Below are 17,980 nucleotides of genomic sequence, written 5' to 3'. Positions count from 1 at the left end.
GCGGAGCAGAGAACGGTCCGATCGGGGCAGTGAAGATCAGGGCAGCACGAATATCTACGGTCGATAGGGCCGGAACATTTTTTGCTTGCCTTGGCACAGTAATATGACCAATGAGGAGTAGATCATGAAGCCGTTGCTTGTCAGCACCCTTGCCTGTGCCGCCCTGCTCTGCAGCAGTCTTGCCTTTGCCGCCAATGCCACTGATGCCCAGAAGGCGATCAGTGCCGCCCAGACCGCTATGGCTAAGGCCGAGAGCATCCACTACCAATGGTTGGACACCCCGACATTCCTCAAGGAAGCAGAAGCCGCAGAAAAGGCCGGTAAATATGATGAGGCGGTCGCCAAGGCACAGCACGCGGAGGAGTTGGCCAATCTCTCCTATGCCCAAGGCGAAGCGCAAGCCAAGAAGTATAACGTCACCCTCGGCAAGAACGGCATTAGCCTCAACTAGAAAGGCAGGATTTGGGCGCGTACTCCCGCGCCCTGCAGGAGCCTTTGGGCAGCAGCCATTTTCTGATCGGCATCCGTCGAAGCGCTGAAGTGCAGGGCCAGCGGCTCGCCGGGGGCCACAGGAACCGGCGGCTCGCACCGATGCAAAAGACGGTAGAGTTGCCGCGCCACGCCATCGTTACCATCAAAGATAGTCTTTCCAGCGGACCACACCGAAATCTCCTCGCGCAGCCAACAGTAGTGGGTGCAGCCCAAGACCAGCGCTGTGGCGTCCCCGGCTTCTGCGGCGATCTTTTCCTGCCAATAGTCGCTGGCACGCTCACGCCAGTCCACGCGTTGTCCCTCGATAATCTCCATCCAGCCCGAGCAGGCCAGCGCCCGTACCCGGCGTTCCGGATCACAATCCCGGAGAAGTTTTTCGAGCTTGGCGCCGCGCACGGTAAGCTCGGTAGCCAACAACAGCAGCTCTCCGCTGCTTTCCTGCAGAGCCACCTTGATGGCAGGCTCGATACCGATGATGGGCATGGACGCGTATTGGCGCAGTGGTGCTGCGGCAGCACTGGTGGCGGTGTTGCAGGCGATCACCAGGGCATCGACATCGAGTTGCAAAAAGCGCTGGTAGGCCGCCTTCGTAAAGGCCTGCACCTCGGCCACCCTACGATCACCATAGGGTGCGTTGGCGGTATCCGCAAAAAAGAAATATTCCGCTTCCGCGAGATAGCGGGTACAGGCCAACCACGTACTCAGACCGCCAAGGCCCGAGTCGAAAACCCCGACCCGCATCAGGCGGTCAGCACTTCTCGGGCGAGCAGGGCCGCGCCACGCATACCGGCTTGATCATCGCCATTGCCGGCGGCGATCTCTACGGTGTCTTGCAGTGCCGGAATCATGTTGCGGCGCAGTTGCTGACGCAGCTCTTCGCCGAAACAATCCCAGGCCGCACTGAGCCCCCCGCCCACGCGAATCTGACGAGAGTCCAGCACCTTGACGACATGCGCCAAGGCTTGGCCGAGATGTTCCGCCAAGGTTTGAAACGCCCGCAATGCTCCAGGATTCTGATCCTGTGCAAGCTGGGCGATGATCTTGGGATCGGCTGCCATGCCGGTGTATTCCAGATAACTGGACACCAACCCCTGCGCCGAGGCGTATTGTTCCAGGCAGCCCTGGTTGCCGCAGCCGCAACGTCGTCCACCGGGCACGACGATGAGATGGCCAATCTCCATCGCCGCACCATCTTCGCCGCGCCACGGGCGCCCGGACTGGATCCAGCCCCCCCCTACTCCCGTACCCAGCCCGACATAGATCAAGGACTGCATTTCGGGATGGTCCTGGCGCAAGGCCCAAAATTCGCCAAAGGCTGCCGCATTGGCATCGTTTTCGAGCAATACCGGCACCTGCAACTGCTCGCTGAGCCGTGCTTCCAAAGCAAAACTTTCGAGATGTGGGATATTGGGTGACTGCCGCAAGAGCCCGTCGGCGGTCACGAAACCCGGAAAGGCAACCCCCACTCCGTCGATCTGCGGGCATTGCTCACGCAAGCGGTGATAGCCACTGGCAAGGGCCTCCAATACCAGCTGCTGCGCCGGACCTACCTCTCCGGCCTGGGCGCAACGTTCCCGCAGGTTCATTTCCGTGCGGTAGCTGGCGACACACTGCGCACCGTCAAAAACGCCAAAGCGTACATTGGTACCGCCCACATCTATCCCGAGATACAAAGCACTCATCTGCGTTCCACCTGAATTTGCAAGGAGGCAGAAAACTCCTCGCCAACGACAGGCCAGGTCAGCTCCAGCACCCAAGCCTGCATGATCTTCTCAAAGCCGGCCTCGGACTGCGAGACCGTCCGGTGCGGCCAAGCCTGCCAGGCTGTCTGCTCAGAAAGCTGAATCTCGACACTGCCCCCCAGCACCGCGTCATCGAGACGAAATTCCCGTGCGCTACCGGAGAGCGTCGCGGCGAAGCCCCCGACCACGGCGGCATCCACAGACAGGCAGCCTGCCGGTCCATCACAACTCGGCATGGCCAGATAGATACGCGTAGTGAACGTCGTTGCGGCAGCCTGTATCCCTTTGCCCGCGTAGCGAACGGATAGACAACCGTTTCGCAGATCAAAGGATTTTTCGAGTTCCCAGGCTTCCTGCTGGGCCAGGAAGCGCGGCGTCTTCGCCCCGGCGATGGCTTGATATTGCAGCGCTTCACCACCCAAGCGATCGACGAAGCTTTGACAGGGGAGATCATCGAAAAGCAGATCGTCCGCGTGAATAGCCGTTTTGAAACTGACCCGGTCATGGGCCGAGGCAATGCCGCCAGCATTCTCCGCTTCTGCCGCGCTTTCCCCCTGACGGATCTTGTCGTAGTAGGCCTCGTCGTGGCGTGCCAGGGTATCGGCAAAATCATGCTCGCTCGGGTAGTGATTCCATTCTTGGATGCTGGCGTAGGGCAGATGCAGCACAATCTGCATCTGCGCATCATGATAGAAGCACTCTTCGCGGCCATCGAGGTCGACATCTTCCCAGATCATCGCCGGCCGTTTGCGCACTTGGTCGAGCCCTGCTTCGAGACGCGTCAGGTGATGGTGCACGGCACGCCGCAAATGCGGAAGATAAATACCGCCAAAGAGCCCGTGCCAATACGCATCGTTGGCCTGCGCCGCGTGCAGATCAGCACGCAGGGCCTCGGTCTGGCGTCGCTTGGGCAGGGCATGAAAACGAGCAGACAACTGCAACATGCGCTTGTGCATCCAGTTGGATTCGGGATAGCGATGCAGGAAGCCCTTCCAGATTCCCCCGCGGATGAGGGCCTTGCGTGCATCCAGACGCCCCGCATCACGCTCCTGCTGCAAGAAGTGCTCGTACTCCCGCGCCACATTGGGGCTCAGGGTCCATTCGTTCATCTCACTGTAGGATACCGTCGGCAGGTAGATCATGCCGCGCGGGCGCCGGGTCTTGCGATAGGCGGCAAAATGCTGGGTTTCGATGCTCTCCGAGGCCAGCACGCCCTCGATAAACTGCGCCAGCCAGCCGCGTTCGTAGACCCAGTTGTAGGTTTCCGGCCAGAGACCGAATTTTTCGATATCATCGAAATAGATCGCCGTACTGCCCGGCTGGCGCACGCCTTGCTCGTGCAGAAACGCAATGGCATCCGCCACCTCGGAGAAGGGCAGCCGGTAGCGTAGCGCCTCGGAGATGGGGAAGACATCAATGCTCTGGCCGTTTTCCTCCGTACGGTAAAAACTGCCGAGATCCTCTCTTTCCAGCCCTGCACAGAGGAAATGGTAATCATCGACCAGCACATAGCGAATGGCGGAGTCGACCAGCGCCGGGACCACCGAGGGATCCCAGACCCGCTCGGTCAGCCAGGCGCCTTCCGGGCGCTGGCCAAATTCTGCTTGCAGCCGGCTGCTCATAGACTGTAATTGTTCGATGCGATCGGTATACGGAATCGCAGCCAGCACTGGCTCGGTATCGCCAGCCCCTACCAGCTCTACCTGCCCACGCGCCACCATGCTGCGCAGGAGATCCATGGTCTGGGGATGCCGTTCGGACATGTAGGCCAGCAACCAGCCACTGCTATGAAAGGCAAAGGCAAAGTCGGGATAGCGATCGAGCACCTGCAAAAACGGGTGATAACAACGTGCTACCGCGTCGTCGACGACCTCGGGAAAATTGCCGATCGGTTGATGGGCATGGACTCCAAAGAGCAGGGGCAGGGCATCGGGCATCGTTTGCTTTCCTCAGGTGTGGCCACGGCGCATGGTACCACCAGCCTCGGCGCTGCCGCCGCCCTGACTGATGGCTTGATCGAGTTCTGCTGGCGCTGGCTGCTCCAGCAAATCGTAGAGTTGCCGCAGGTGATCGCGGTACAGGCCATCAAAATCGCGTACGGCATCACCAGGGTTATAGTCGCCAAACCACCAGAACCAGTCCGACCCCTCACAACGAGCGAGCTGTTGGCGAATCACTTCTTGGCGCTCCGCAGAGAAGCTACCGATCTTCTGGTCCACCGCCAGCTTGGCATGGCAAAGCAGATCCCAGGCACGATTCTTTGCCGGGTCACCAATCCAGGTACTGAAATTTCCATAGACCCAGCTACCCGCGGCGAGCTTGAGCAGGTCTTGGGCGGCATCGCCATGATCGCGCACATAATCGCCAAAGGTACAGAGCTGAATGTGCGGATGGTTACTCAGGAGCCGGTAGAGCTCGCTGAGAAAATAGTAGCCATTGTAGGGGTAGTATTCCCACGCATTCTCGCCATCCAGAATCACGCTTACCACTGGCGCCGGCTGGTCTTCGGTATCGCGCCAGATCGCCTCCAGACGTTGCACGAAGTCCGTGGCCGCATCATGTCCAGACCAAGTCTTGTAGTCGAAGCCGATGCGATCCGAGAGCGAATCATCGCGAAAAAACAGATGCGGTCCCTGGCCGGCCAAGCGATAGGCACGATACAGGTACTCTGCCCTTCCCTGGGCTGGCGAGCGATCCGGAAAGGAGTGATGCAGGCTGCGCCCGAGGACACCCTCCCCCGAGGCTGTCCACTGCAATCCCTCTTCGCCCAGCAACTCCACGAACTCTGCGGAAACCCCGCCTTCGGCCGGCCAGATTCCGCGGGGAGGCTCCGAAAAATGCTGGCGATGACTCGCCAGCGCTCTTCGCAATTGCCGTTGTACTCGCTCTTTGCCACCTGGGTATTGCGGACTCTCGGGCAATGGCGCATCCGGCAATCCGTCGCGCGCCGCCTGAAAATCCAGCAGCAGGGGCGCGATCGGATGCTGGTACGGCGTGCTCGAGAGCTCGATCCGGCCCGCCTGCGCCAAAGCTTGGTAACGCGGCAACAGGCCGGAAATGGTCGCACCGAGACAGTCGAGCAACGCTATGCGGTCGACCGCCGAATAGCCGCTGCCCTTGGCCATCAAATCCTGAATCGTTGCACTTTTTCGGCGCAGGGTCTCGCCAGTCCAGGCCAGGTGATACCAGACCAGGAGGTCGGCGAGATATTGTACCGAGAGGTAATCGCCCATCTCCGCAGCGTCTTGCCGGATGAATTGCCAGAGCTCGTAGAGGCGCCGGTAAGCGGGAAAGGGGTTGAGCATGTGCTCAGGGTCGAGGCGAAAACACTGGTCGAGTATGATGTGCCGGTCTGCCGCGCCAAGGGATTTGAGGTCGGGGGTAGCCAAGGCCCGCAGCAGCGGATCACGAAACTGGCGCGTGCGAAACTGCTCGGCATAGTCGTCGAGCTGCTCGACCAACACCGGAACGAAGTTGAATACCGCCCGCGCCAGAGGATTCTCCTCCAGGTGCGCGACCATGTCGACGTAGTCCTTGCAGGCGTGGAGATAGGTCCAGGGGAAGCGATATATCCCCTGGGCATCGCGGTAATCCGGCTGATGCATATGCCAGCAGAAGACGACGTGCAGGGAGCGCGCTGGCGTCATACCGTCACCTCACAAAGTGTAGTTGCTGTCCGAGAGACTCGGGGGTGATCAGAGTCACGCCATTGGGCGTGCGATGAAAGCGCCGCGCATCCTCTTCCGGGTCTTCTCCCACGATCAGACCGGCAGGGATCACCGTACCCTTGTCGACCACCACCCGGCGCAGCCGCGCGCCTTCGCCCATTCGCACATTGGGGAGAATGACCGAATCCTCGATCAGGGTGTGACCATCATTGACCCGCACGTTGGAGAACAGTAGCGAACGCCGTACCGTCGCACCACTGATAATGCAACCGCCAGAAACGATGCTGTCGAGCGCCACACCGCGACGACCATCATCGTCAAAGACAAACTTGGCCGGCGGCAGCTGTTCCTGATAGGTCCAGATCGGCCAGCGGCTATCGTAGAGATCGAGATCCGGGGTCACATGCACGAGATCAATATTGGCGGCCCAATAGGCATCGATGGTACCAACATCGCGCCAATAGCAGCGATGGCTATTGGAGCCGCCCATGCCGGTGGTCACGCAGCTGTGGCGGAAGCGATGCGCCATCACCCGGTAGCGGGAAATCATGTAGGGAATCAGATCGTTGCCAAAATCGTGGCTGGAATGCGGATCGTCGGCATCGCGAATGAGCTGTTCGTAGAGGAAATCCGTGTTGAAAACATAGATACCCATACTAGCCAAAGCCTTTTCGGGATGGCCGGGCAGCGGGGTCGGGTTTTCTGGCTTTTCCGTGAAACCGACGATGCGATCCTCATGGTTCACCGACATCACGCCAAAGGAACGTGCCTCCTGGAGCGGCACCTCAATACAGGCCACGCTCATATCCGCCTGACTCTGCACGTGCTCGGCGAGCATCTGGCCGTAATCCATACGATAGATGTGGTCGCCGGCGAGGACCATCACGTAGCGGGGTCGATGCGCCCGCAGGATATCGATATTCTGGAAGATGGCATCGGCGGTACCCTTATACCAGCTGGTATTCATGCGCTGCTGCGCCGGGAGAATCTCGATGAACTCGCTGAATTCACCACGCAGGAAGCCCCAACCAAGCTGCAGGTGGCGAATCAGGCTATGGGCCTTGTATTGGGTCAACACCCCGACCCGACGAATGCCCGAGTTGATGCAATTAGAGAGACAGAAATCAATGATGCGAAACTTGCCGCCGAAAGGCACTGCCGGTTTGGCCCGCCAATCCGTCAGCGGTCCCAGGCGGCTGCCACGTCCTCCAGCCAAAACCAAGGCCAGAGTATTCTTGGTGAGGTTACTGACGAAACGCGGTGAATTGGCAACGGCTTCGGACATGATGGCGACTCCGGAAACAAATGGCCTAATAGATTTCCCTTTGCACTTACAGTATAGCTGCCCTGCCGCCCTTCCTTTCTTCCTGCTAGGCTTACAGAAGAAAGTACCGCATACCCAGGCGCCGGAGCAAGGCACCCGCCCTCGAGAGGAAACGCTATTGGCATGAACACACAGCAAAAAAATACCGGATTCTGGCACTTCACCCGCGAATTTTTTCGCGATCCCCGCGGTATTGGTGCGCTGTTTCCCAGCTCCCCATTTCTTGCCAAGCGCATGGCTGGGCTGGTACCTGGCGGCGAGGGAGCAGTAGTCGAGCTCGGACCGGGACTCGGACCGGTGACCCGCGCCCTGCTCGAGGGCGGCATCGCCAAAGCCGATCTCATTCTGATTGAACGCTCTGCCAACATGGTCCAACACCTGCGGCAGGAATTCCCCGGGGTAGAGGTCATTCATGGCGATGCCGCCGAACTGGCCACCCTGATTGGCGACCGCCTGCCGGTACGTGCCATCGTTTCCAGTCTGCCCCTGCGCAGCATCCCGCCGAAGATCGTCGAACGCATTCTGGCGGAATTTCCCAGGTGCGCGCGGCGCGGTACCGCCCTCATTCAGTTTACCTATCACCCCTTGCACTCCTGTACGGGCCTGAGCGCCAAATTTGCCCACCAGCGAGCCAGCTATGTATGGCGCAACCTGCCGCCAGCACGGGTCGATTGCTTTCACTTCGGCGATTGACCACCTTCGGCAAAGGCAGGATCATGGTGATCCATGATCCCTTCGCGTCGCCACCGTCGTCATGCCGCCTGGGCACTCTGGCCTTGGTTATGTCTTCCCGCCTCCCTCACCGCGGCCTTGCGTCGTGCCTACGGGGCAACAGAATGGCCTCGCGCGCGGGTGCTCGGCTGTGGTCGTGCCCGCCCCCATCCCGAGGAACGTCGCGCCCTGGGCCTGAATCGGGCGGCCTGGGTCTACTGGCGAGAGGTGGAGCTGCATGGCCCCGATCCGCAAAAACCTGCCATCTGGGCCCGCTCCAGTTTTCCCTTGCGGGCCATCAGTCAGGGGCTACAACCCCTTACCCGCCATGGTAGCCGTCCCATTGGCAATACCTTGTTCCGCCATCGGCGCTTGCGGCGCAGCCCCATCCAGATCGAGATCTCCCCAGTCTATGGCCAGCGCCGACGCTGGCGGCGCAGCTCGATATTGCAGCGCGGAGCGCGCCGGGTTTGGGTGGAAGAACATCTCCTGCCCGATCTGCCGCGCTGGCGCGGGCGGGGCCGATGAACAGCGCTTGGCGTAGCCGTCTGGCGGCGTATGGGGCGCTGATGCGCATCGATCGCCCCATCGGCACCCTGCTCTTGCTTTGGCCCACCTATTGGGGGCTCTGGCTGGCAGCGGGCGGCACGCCACCCCTGGAATTATTTCTCATCTTTACCCTGGGAACCTGGCTGATGCGCTCGGCCGGTTGCGTCATCAACGACTATTTCGACCGCGACTTCGATCGCCAGGTCGCCCGTACCCGTAACCGCCCCCTGGCCAGTGGCAAGGTTCGCGCCCGGGAAGCGTTGTTGCTGTTTTTTGTGTTGTGCCTCTTGGCGGCCGCGCTCTTGCCGTTTCTGAATCTCCTGGTGTTCTATCTCGCCATCATCGCCGTTGCCATCAGCGCCGCCTACCCCTTGTTCAAACGCTTCACCCATCTACCCCAAGCCTTTTTGGGCCTGGCCTTTTCCTTTGGCATCCCCATGGCCTTTGCAGCAGTGCAGGATCATATACCGCCCATGGCTTGGTGGCTCATGCTCGCCAATGCCTGCTGGGTGATCGCGTACGATACCGCCTACGCCATGGCCGACCGGCCCGATGACCTGCGCGCCGGAGTTCGTTCTACCGCCATCTTGTTTGGACGCTTCGACTGGCTTGCCATTGCGGCTTTCGAGCTGGTCATGCTTGCCATTCTGTTGGTCATCGGTCTAGAGCTGCAGCTCCACTGGCCGTACTGGTTCAGTTTGACCGGCGCAGCAGTGCTGTTTCTCTACCAGCAGAGTCTTCTCGACGGCGATCGCGATAAGGCCTTTCGTGCTTTTCTGCACAACAACTGGGTGGGATTATGGATTTTCTGGGGACTGGTGGCATCTCTCGGCCATTCCTGAAGGAAAAATCAAGAATCACTTATACACAGTCTAGCCATGTACTGACGCTGGCAGGAGAAAATCAAGCAGTTAGCACGAAAGACGAAAATCAAGTTGAGAAACAATGAGTTATAAATGCCTATTTTTTAGGCATCGACAAAAAAGATAGTTAGCTCAAACTCTTTACGCAGTTGGACCCATTTCCTGCACAGACTTATCCACAGAAATTGTGGGAAACTCATGAATCGTGAAACACCCTGTATCGAAGTTGTTATCCTCGGCCCGCTGCCGCAAAGCTTCAGCTATCGTTGTGCCCTTCCCTTGCCTGCGCCTGGCTGCCGTCTACGCGTGCCCTTTGGGCGTGGGGAGCGCATTGCTATCGCGATTGGCCCATGTGTCTGTCCGCAGGACATCCTCCTCAAGGATGTCGCCAGCGTCCTGGACTGCGAGCCCCTACTCCCCCGCCCCCTGCAAGCCTTACTGGAGTTCGGCAGCCACTATTATCACCACCCGCTTGGGGCGGTATGGGAAACCGCTCTGCCGGCGCGGCTCTGCCAGGGGCATCCCCTCCCCGCGCTGACTCCCACGGTCTGGCGCCTGCGGTCTGACACCAGCCCATCAGAAAAGGGGCTGGGGGCACGGCAAATCGATCTTCTCCAGCGTTTACGCGAAGGCAGGGTAGCTAGCGCAGAACTCGACAGTAGCGATCGTCAGCGCCTGCGCCAATTTCTCGCGGACGGATGGATAGAAGAGGCCCCGCCCACTTTTCAGACTCGGGAGTCGCCGCTTCACCTCCACTCCGAGCAGGCCGGCGCGGTCGCCGCGATCCGTGCGGCCTCCGCATTTCAACCTTTTTTACTCGATGGGGTCACCGGCAGCGGCAAGACCGAGGTCTATTTGCAGGCCATGGAGCCACTGGTGCTGGCGGGAAAACAGGTGCTGTTTCTGGTACCGGAGATTGGACTCATCACCCAGACCGAGGCGCGCTGCGCTGCCCGCTTCGGGGCTGATCGCGTCGCCGTCTATCATTCGGGCCAGAGTGACGGGGAACGCCTGCGGGTCTGGGCGCAGGCACGCCAGGGTAGCATCTCCGTCCTTATCGGCACGCGTTCCGCCGTTTTTGTGCCGCTGTTACAACCCGCTCTGTTGATCGTCGACGAAGAACACGATCCCTCCTACAAACAGCACAGCGGTTGGCTCTATTCTGCCCGCGATCTGGCCCTGCGCCGCGCGCAACTCGAGGAGCTTCCCATCGTGCTCGGTTCCGCCACGCCATCCCTGGAGAGCCTGCACAATCGCCAACGTGGCCGCTACCGCGACCTGCGTCTGCGCGAGCGCGCCAGCGCCCGGCAACTTCCGCAAATCGAGATTTTACCCCTGCGCAAAAAGCGTCTGTTGGCGGGGCTGGATCCCGTCCTTCTGGGCGCCTGCGCAGAGACCCTCGCCAGCGGTCAGCAGGCATTGTTTTTTCTCAATCGACGTGGCTTTGCCCCGGCCCTGCTCTGCCATGCTTGCGGCCATGTACCCCACTGTCGCCGCTGCTCGGCACCCTTGACCTGGCACCGACGTCAGGCACGTCTACGCTGTCATCATTGCGGGCTGGAGGCCCCCGTACCTAGCCAATGCCCCAATTGCGGTGCCAGCGAAATCACCGGCATTGGCATGGGCACGGAGGGCCTCGAAGATTTTCTGCGCGAGCGCTTTCCCGACGTGCCCCTGCTGCGTATCGACCGCGACGAGGTACATAGCGCCAAACAATTAGCGGAGCGCCTGCAACAGGTCCTGCACACTCGACCGGCCATCTTACTTGGCACGCAAATGCTCAGCAAAGGTCACCATTTCCCCGACGTCAGCCTGGTAGGCATCGTGGATGTGGACCAGGGGCTGTACAGCGCCGATTTTCGCGCTCCGGAACGCTTGGCCCAGACGGTGATACAGGTGGCCGGTCGTGCCGGCCGCGGCGGCACTCGGGGACGGGTCATCCTGCAAACGCACCTTCCGGAACATCCTTTGCTGCTTGCCTTGCAAGGTGGCGCATACGGGACCGCGGCAAGCCAACTCCTCCGCGAACGCCAGCAGGCAGGCCTGCCCCCCTTTCGCGCCCTCGCTCTGCTGCAGGCCGAGGCGCAGCGTGCCGAACCCGTCTATGCATTTCTGCGCGCAGCACACGCCTGCATTGGCCCGGAATTGGAGTGCAGCGGTCCGATTCCAGCTCTACTCGAACGCCGCGCTGGCTATCACCGTGCCTATCTGTGGCTCGAGGGCAAAAGCCGCTCCGCACTCCATCGTGCCTTGGCTCGGGCCGTAGATCCCCTTGGCAAATTGCCCCAATCGCGGCGGGTACGCTGGAGCCTGGACGTAGACCCGCAGAATTTTTAGGACCTTTGCAAGAATTACCTACAGACGGTTGATATTTCCAGCGGAAAGCCTATACTGAATTTGGCCAGTTCGGCTGTTTTTATTTATTTGGGGTGTAACATGGCGGTTGGTACGGTAAAGTGGTTCAACGACAGCAAGGGGTTTGGTTTCATCACGCCGGAAGATGGCAAGGAAGATGTGTTCGTGCATCACTCCGCCATTGAAGGCTCCGGCTTCAAGACCTTGGCGGAAGGTGAGCGCGTCAACTTTGAAGTGACTCGCGGCCCGAAGGGTCTGCAAGCCGAGAAGGTCCGTCGGGCCTAATTAGCCCGCGCAGGGCAGTGTCAACTGCCCTCCCCCTTGCGGGGAAAACACTTACCGGCCCGGTTTACTGAGCCGGTATTTTTATGTCCGCCGCTCGCGCTTACGGGTACTCGGCCGGGTCACGCGACGCTCTTTTTCAGCAGTTTCAGCGGTCGTTTTCCGCCGCACTGCCGGACGCCGGGGATAGCTCTCCCGCCCGGCGTCGCCAGACGATAGTGGGCGGATCTGCAGGGGGCGGCCGCAGACCCAGGTCTTCTTCAGGTGCTCGATCACGGCGTCGTGGAGATCCGCGGGCAATTCCACCGTGCTGTGATCATGGGCAATTTGTACCTTGCGAATCAGACGGCTTGGCAAGCCCGACTCATTGGCAATAGCGCCCACGATATTTTTTACCTGCGCTCCGTGCTCTTCACCCACGTCCAGGCGATACATGCGCATATTGGGCTCCCCCTCAGCTGCAGAGGACTCGCGGCGCACCTGCGGCCTCTGCCGCTTGCCCTCGCCATCACGCCGTTCGCGACGTGGACGTGCGGGCGGCACCACAGTGTCCAGCGCTGCGGAGGGTCGGGTCTCCGGCGCTGGCAAGAGCGGCTTGTCCTTCTGCACCAAAAAGGCCAAAGCGGCGGCAATCTCTCCCAGGCCAATATCATGCTCCTCCTGATATTGGGCGATCAAGGATTCGAAGGGCTCCAGGTCCTCCCCCTCAATCACCGCGAGGAGCTGCTCCTTGAACTGCGCCACCCGACGATCGGCAACATCGGCAAGACTGGGCAAATGCATGGCCTCGATACTCTGCCCAGTGGCCCGCTCGATGGCTTTGAGCAGATAACGCTCACGCGGGGCAACAAAAAGAATAGCCTCCCCTTTGCGTCCGGCCCGCCCGGTGCGACCGATCCGATGCACATAAGCCTCGGTGTCGTTGGGGATATCATAGTTGATGACGTGGGTGATGCGCTCGACGTCCAGGCCACGGGCGGCAACGTCCGTAGCAATGACGATGTCGAGGGCACCCGATTTGAGCCGCTCGACGGTCTGCTCGCGCAACGCCTGACTCATATCGCCGTTGAGGGCACCACAGGCGTAACCACGTGCCTCCAGGCGCTCTGCCAGTTCGACGGTAGCCGTCTTCGTGCGCACGAAGATGATCCAGGCATTGCTGTCTTCCACTTCCAGAATACGGGTCAGGGCATCAAGCTTGTGGGTGCCACTCACCTGCCAATAGCGCTGGCGGATGGCAGACACGGTTTTCGTGGCACTTTTGATCTTGATTTCCACAGGCTCGCGCAGGTACGTGCGCGCAATCCGGTGGATGGCCTCGGGCATGGTCGCAGAAAACAGCGCCACCTGGCGCTCCTCCGGGGTGTGCTGGAGAATATCTTCGACAGCATCGATGAAACCCATGCGTAGCATCTCATCAGCCTCATCCAGTACCACCGCCTGCAGTCGGTCGAGCTGCAAGGTACGGCGACGCAGATGGTCCTGAATGCGCCCCGGCGTGCCCACCACCACCTGCACCCCACGCGCCAGTTGTTTCAACTGCAGGCCCATGGACTGACCACCGTAGATCGGGAGGACGTGAAATCCAGGCAGGTATTTGGCGTAGCTCTGCATCGCCTCGGCTACCTGGATGGCCAGCTCGCGCGTCGGCGCCAGCACCAGGATCTGCGGGAAACGCTGCGAACAATCAACGCGGCTGAGCAACGGCAAGGCAAAGGCCGCAGTCTTGCCGGTGCCGGTCTGCGCCAGACCGATGACATCCTTGCCGGCAAGCAGCGGGGGAATGCTCTGGGCCTGAATGGGCGATGGCTGCTCATAGCCAATCTCGGCTACGGCGCGCTGGAGCGGCTCGGCAAGCGCGAAATCGCCGAAACGCTGTGTGTTTTCCTGTCCCATTCCTACCCCCTACGCAATCGATTGCGCACTATACGCCAAATCTGGCGCCGGTGCATGACTCAGTCGGCAGCCAGCAATTCTTGCAATGCCGCCGCGATGCCCGTGTCGGCCCCGGGGCCATACGGCGTTTGTCCGGGCGTAAAGCGATCGCAAAAGGCGTAATCGAAGCTCACGTCCTGCAAGCCCAGACTGCCAAAGAGGCGGTTTTCCCAAGACTGATCATCGGCGTGGGGAACCAGCGTCGGCCAGGCGGACGCCGCAGCAGGTTCGAGAATGGGTCCAAAAAAGATTGCGCCGGGCTTGTTGCGCAAGCGCAGGGCACAGGAGCCGGCGGTGCGACCTGACATCGGCAGAAAGTCGATGGTGCGGGTGAGGCGCAGCTTGCTGTCCAGAGCGACATCGAGCTCAACGCCCATAGCCCTTCCCTCTATGGGTTGCGCCACCAAACGCAGACCTTTGTCCTGCCAGCTGGAGAGATCCTGGGCACCGAAACGACTCGGCAGAAACAGTACGGTCGGCGGCGCCAGCCTCTCCAGTTCTTGCCAGAGCGCGGCGTCATAGCGTGGGGCATTGACCAGAATGCCACCGGCATCCTTGTCGGCGATGTAATACGCCGCCGGGGTGTCCTCTCCACCCTCCACATGATGTATACTGCGGTCAAAGAAACGACAGAGTTCCTGCATAACACCTCTCCAGTCTGGAGGGATTCACCTTGGCGCAAAAATTCTTTGCGCGCAAGGACTGGGCGCCACAAAACGCAACGCTTATTCTGCCACTTTATCCTCCACCGAGATCTCGACCCATGGATATCGTCCAGCTTCTTCTCGCCCTCGTTCTCATTCTCCTCGCCGCCGAGCTGTTCACCAACTCCCTGGAACATCTGGGCCACCGGCTCGGGCTTTCGGAGGGAGTCACCGGCTCCATCTTTGCCGCCATTGGTACTGCGCTGCCGGAGACCATGGTACCACTGGTGGCGGTCTTTGCGTCGAGCAGTCTGGCCAGCCCGAAACTTGGCGAGGAGGTTGGCGTCGGTGCCATTCTTGGCGCACCGATGATGCTGTCCACCCTCACCCTGTTCCTAATGGCGCTTTTTGCTGCCGGACAGCGCGGCTGGCGGGGCGAGCTCCTGCCCGAGCGCAGCGGCCTGCGTCGCGATCTGTCCTGGTTTCTGGCCGCCTTCGCCCTGGCGACGATTGCGCTGTTCATTCCGCACCACGCCGCCATCGTGCGTAGTGCTATCGCCACCATCCTCGTCTTGCTCTATTTCTTTTACATTCTGCTCACGGTTCGTGCCTCGGCAGCCCTGGTCGCCGATGGTCACGCCACCGAGGCAGAAGCACCGCTCTACCTTTCCCGGCTGGGCCTTCCCAATGCCTTGCCGGTCATCTTCCTGCAACTGGCACTGGGACTGGCTGGCATCATCTTCGGCGCCGAGCTCTTTGTGCATGGAGTGGAGCATCTCTCCATCTGGCTGGGGGTTTCTGCGCTTATCCTCTCCCTGCTGATCGTGCCCGTAGCCACCGAACTGCCGGAAAAAATCAACAGTATTCTGTGGATACGGCGCAAGAAGGACACTCTCGCCTTTGGTAATATCACCGGTGCGCTGGTCTTTCAGGGGTCGTTGTTGCCCGCCATTGGCGTCTCTCTGACCCCCTGGTCACCTACCCCACCGGTGCTGCTCGGGGCAGTGCTGACTTTGTGCGCAGCGAGTTATACTTTTTTGCTCGTCTGGCGTGGCGTGCGTCTACGGCCCCTACATTTCCTCTTCAATGGGGTCCTCTATATGGCGTATTTTGCGGTGTTGAGCTAGGCGCAGAGCGTCCCAAGCTGCTACCATTGGCATCACGCCCCAGTAGCTCAGTGGATAGAGCAACCGCCTCCTAAGCGGTAGGTCGTACGTTCGATTCGTATCTGGGGCGCCAAGAAAAACAAGGCTCTAGCGTAACTGCTGGGGCCTTTTCTTTTGCCCGTGGGACACTGGCGGGACAGTACGCCGGAAACATGGGGCACAATTCCCCCCTCGACGCCTGCCCTTTTGGTGACACCCTCGACGCCTGCCAGCCTGTGGATAAGTGCCCTCACTGCCCCATGAGTGCCCCATGTGTAGGGGTGCAATAAAGAAACAGGAAAAAATACATAATGTTATTATTTCAGAGCTTCCCCTATATAAGCCCTTGTTGCTCTTTTTTGCGGGTTTGTTATACTGGATACAGACAAGCCGGGAAGGTGTACCAGCACCCGCCCGGCTCTACCACCGGCAAACCTGACAGAGAGGGCCGCCAATGGATACCGACAGCATACCGCACTACGCCCAGCCCCTCACCCTCTGGCGGGGGTGCTGACATGGCCGCAATCGAGAAACGCACCGCCCAGGACGGCAGCACGTCCTACCGCGTCAAGGTTCGCCTGAAAGGGCACCCGGTACAGTCTGCCACCTTTGCCAGTCTCACCAAGGCCAAGCAATGGGCGCAACAGACAGAGGCCGCCATCCGCGAGGGCCGCTATTTCCAGACGGCAGAGGCCAAGCGCCACACTCTGGCCGAAGCGATAGAGCGGTATGAAAGCGAAAACCTGTCAGCAATCAAGACGGCAGACAAGCGCCGCCCCTTGCTTCACTGGTGGCGCGATAAGCTGGGAACCGTAACGCTGGCGGACTTGGCAGCGCCAGCCATAAACAAAGCCTTGCAAGACTTGGCGAAAGAACCAAGCGAACGGCACCCGGACAGAACCCGCGCGCCTCAGACAATCGCCCATTACCGGCAAGCCCTCGCCTCTGTGCTATCCGAGGCCGTCAAAACATGGGAATGGGCAGAGCAAAGCCCCATGCACCGAGTGACAAAGCCAAAACTGCCAAGGGGCCGGGTGCGCTACCTCGACGACGACGAACGCACCCGCCTGCTGGAAGCTTGCAAGCAATCGAGCAACCCGGATTTATACCTGGCCGTCCTGCTGGCGCTCACCACTGGCGGCAGGCAGGCCGAGACAATGGGCGCGACGTGGCGTCAGATAGACTTGAACCGGGCAACCTTGACGCTGGAAGAAACCAAGAACGGCAGCCGCCGCACTCTGCACCTCACCGCGCCCGTGCTGGAATTGCTCAGAGAGCGGGCCAAGGTGCGCCGGATAGACACGGACTTGCTCTTTCCCTCGAAGGTGAACCCGCGCCAGCCTGTGAACTTGCGCCAGCCGTGGGAAAAGGCACTAGAGCAGGCAGGCATTGCGGACTTCCACTGGCACGATTTGCGGCATACGTTCGCCAGCTATGCCGCCATGAATGGGGCCAGCCTGCCAGAGCTTGCCGCGCTGCTGGGGCATAAAACCCTCGCCATGGTGCAACGGTACGCGCATTTAAGCCCTAGCCATGTTGCCGGGATAGCCGAGCGGGTAGCCGTTGCGATTGTAGGGGGTGCGTCATGAGTGCCGCCGAAGAATACGCTGAAATCCAGAAAGGGGCGGCAGCATGGCTAAACGACGCGACGCCAGAGCAGAAAAAGAAGATTGCGGACACCGTGCAGCAAGTCGCCGCCATGGCGGCAGCGGCAGGGAAGGCGCTGGATTCGATACTGAAACGGCATGGAAAAAATATCCTCGCCGGTCCTGTGCAACTGCCAGACAATACCGCCCAACTCTTGCGCGCCATGGTGGCGGAAGGTGAAGCCGCCGCCGCTTTCATGGATACACTCGCCAGCCTGCAAGACAATCCCACTGTTGCCGCCTCGCCTTTCGTTTCAAGTTTTGCAAAGCGCCTACATGACGAACTTGCCCAATGCTATGACCCGCGCGACGTGCTGGCTTCCCACTATGCCGAACGTGAGGAATCAGAGAAGAAACGGCAGACGCGGGACGCGGTAAACAGTCGGAAGGACAGAAAGGCCGCCAAAGAAATCCAAGCGTTTGCCCTCGCCCTCTACCGTCAAGGCCCCTTTGGTGGCGGGGTTTGGCGCGACACGGTAACGGCTGCGCGCAATATCGAGAGCAAAGTTAATGCGAGAGCCGCCGAGCTTGGGTGGCCTCGCAAGAAAACGTCCAAAAGCTACCTTGTTGTCCAGCGTTGGATTGAGAAAGGTTTGAACTCTACGCCGTAGAATTGCAACAGAA

At 60.2% G+C, this 17,980-nt stretch carries 16 protein-coding genes and 1 tRNA gene; 10 read left to right on the top strand and 7 right to left on the bottom strand.

From position 1 onward, the window contains the following. Positions 1-124 precede the first annotated feature (124 nt). A complete protein-coding gene (locus tag ACQAYK_RS01225) occupies positions 125-451 on the top strand; it encodes a hypothetical protein (RefSeq protein ID WP_483167764.1) in 327 nt (108 codons plus the stop codon). Here ACQAYK_RS01225 and ACQAYK_RS01220 read toward each other — a convergent pair. Genes ACQAYK_RS01220 through glgC form a run of 5 tightly spaced genes read right to left on the bottom strand, consistent with a single transcriptional unit; the run spans position 448 to position 7,187 of the window. Beyond that, on the bottom strand, positions 448-1,233 hold the full coding sequence (locus ACQAYK_RS01220; protein WP_483167763.1) for a glutamate racemase: 786 nt from the start codon (positions 1,231-1,233) through the stop codon (positions 448-450). The genes ACQAYK_RS01225 and ACQAYK_RS01220 overlap by 4 nt on opposite strands. Next, positions 1,233-2,174 (bottom strand): ROK family protein, encoded by a 942-nt coding sequence (locus ACQAYK_RS01215; RefSeq protein WP_483167762.1) that lies wholly within the window; start codon positions 2,172-2,174, stop codon positions 1,233-1,235. Before ACQAYK_RS01215 ends, ACQAYK_RS01220 begins: the two co-directional genes overlap by 1 nt. Further along, on the bottom strand, positions 2,171-4,171 hold the full coding sequence (locus tag ACQAYK_RS01210) for an alpha-amylase/4-alpha-glucanotransferase domain-containing protein (protein ID WP_483167761.1): 2,001 nt from the start codon (positions 4,169-4,171) through the stop codon (positions 2,171-2,173). Before ACQAYK_RS01210 ends, ACQAYK_RS01215 begins: the two co-directional genes overlap by 4 nt. 12 nt (positions 4,172-4,183) lie before the next feature. After that, the gene (locus tag ACQAYK_RS01205) at positions 4,184-5,881 is read right to left on the bottom strand and encodes a glycoside hydrolase family 57 protein (RefSeq protein WP_483167760.1); all 1,698 of its coding nucleotides are present in this window, start codon (positions 5,879-5,881) and stop codon (positions 4,184-4,186) included. A gap of 4 nt (positions 5,882-5,885) precedes the next feature. Then, on the bottom strand, positions 5,886-7,187 hold the full coding sequence (gene glgC, locus ACQAYK_RS01200; protein ID WP_483167759.1) for a glucose-1-phosphate adenylyltransferase: 1,302 nt from the start codon (positions 7,185-7,187) through the stop codon (positions 5,886-5,888). 162 nt (positions 7,188-7,349) lie between these two features. Here glgC and ACQAYK_RS01195 point away from each other — a divergent pair, with 162 nt between their 5' ends. The 5 genes from ACQAYK_RS01195 to ACQAYK_RS01175 all read left to right on the top strand — a co-directional run bounded on the left by ACQAYK_RS01195 (position 7,350) and on the right by ACQAYK_RS01175 (position 11,989). Continuing rightward, on the top strand, positions 7,350-7,919 hold the full coding sequence (locus tag ACQAYK_RS01195) for a class I SAM-dependent methyltransferase (RefSeq protein ID WP_483167758.1): 570 nt from the start codon (positions 7,350-7,352) through the stop codon (positions 7,917-7,919). A gap of 33 nt (positions 7,920-7,952) precedes the next feature. Next, a complete protein-coding gene (locus tag ACQAYK_RS01190) occupies positions 7,953-8,465 on the top strand; it encodes a chorismate--pyruvate lyase family protein (RefSeq protein ID WP_483167757.1) in 513 nt (170 codons plus the stop codon). Beyond that, the gene (gene ubiA, locus ACQAYK_RS01185) at positions 8,462-9,328 is read left to right on the top strand and encodes a 4-hydroxybenzoate octaprenyltransferase (protein ID WP_483167756.1); all 867 of its coding nucleotides are present in this window, start codon (positions 8,462-8,464) and stop codon (positions 9,326-9,328) included. Before ACQAYK_RS01190 ends, ubiA begins: the two co-directional genes overlap by 4 nt. Positions 9,329-9,547: 219 nt before the next feature. Then, the gene (locus ACQAYK_RS01180; protein ID WP_483167755.1) at positions 9,548-11,686 is read left to right on the top strand and encodes a primosomal protein N'; all 2,139 of its coding nucleotides are present in this window, start codon (positions 9,548-9,550) and stop codon (positions 11,684-11,686) included. Positions 11,687-11,785: 99 nt separating this feature from the next. Beyond that, complete coding sequence (locus ACQAYK_RS01175) at positions 11,786-11,989, top strand: cold-shock protein (RefSeq protein ID WP_163098445.1); 204 nt, start codon at positions 11,786-11,788, stop codon at positions 11,987-11,989. 81 nt (positions 11,990-12,070) lie between these two features. Here ACQAYK_RS01175 and ACQAYK_RS01170 read toward each other — a convergent pair whose 3' ends face one another. Continuing rightward, positions 12,071-13,882: a DEAD/DEAH box helicase gene (locus tag ACQAYK_RS01170; RefSeq protein WP_483167754.1), complete on the bottom strand. Its 1,812-nt coding sequence runs from the start codon at positions 13,880-13,882 to the stop codon at positions 12,071-12,073. Positions 13,883-13,941: 59 nt separating this feature from the next. Continuing rightward, positions 13,942-14,565 carry a hypothetical protein gene (locus tag ACQAYK_RS01165; RefSeq protein ID WP_483167753.1) on the bottom strand — a complete coding sequence of 208 codons (624 nt, stop codon included), beginning with the start codon at positions 14,563-14,565 and terminating at the stop codon, positions 13,942-13,944. Positions 14,566-14,684: 119 nt separating this feature from the next. Here ACQAYK_RS01165 and ACQAYK_RS01160 point away from each other — a divergent pair, with 119 nt between their 5' ends. From ACQAYK_RS01160 to ACQAYK_RS01145, 4 genes are all read left to right on the top strand, one after another. Further along, positions 14,685-15,692: a sodium:calcium antiporter gene (locus ACQAYK_RS01160; protein ID WP_483166925.1), complete on the top strand. Its 1,008-nt coding sequence runs from the start codon at positions 14,685-14,687 to the stop codon at positions 15,690-15,692. Between the two features lie 36 nt (positions 15,693-15,728). Then, positions 15,729-15,804 (top strand) — tRNA-Arg (locus tag ACQAYK_RS01155). Between the two features lie 421 nt (positions 15,805-16,225). Further along, positions 16,226-17,299, top strand: coding sequence for a tyrosine-type recombinase/integrase (locus tag ACQAYK_RS01150; RefSeq protein ID WP_483167752.1), 1,074 nt, complete (start codon positions 16,226-16,228; stop codon positions 17,297-17,299). Next, the gene (locus ACQAYK_RS01145; protein WP_483167751.1) at positions 17,296-17,967 is read left to right on the top strand and encodes a hypothetical protein; all 672 of its coding nucleotides are present in this window, start codon (positions 17,296-17,298) and stop codon (positions 17,965-17,967) included. The genes ACQAYK_RS01150 and ACQAYK_RS01145 overlap by 4 nt, the downstream gene beginning before the upstream one ends. Positions 17,968-17,980 lie beyond the last annotated feature (13 nt).

Source organism: Acidithiobacillus sp. AC3 (genome assembly GCF_050261095.1).
Lineage (GTDB): Bacteria > Pseudomonadota > Gammaproteobacteria > Acidithiobacillales > Acidithiobacillaceae > Igneacidithiobacillus > Igneacidithiobacillus copahuensis.
The sequence above is the reverse complement of the archived record's forward strand: the minus strand, read 5'-3'. Positions and strand labels throughout refer to the sequence as shown.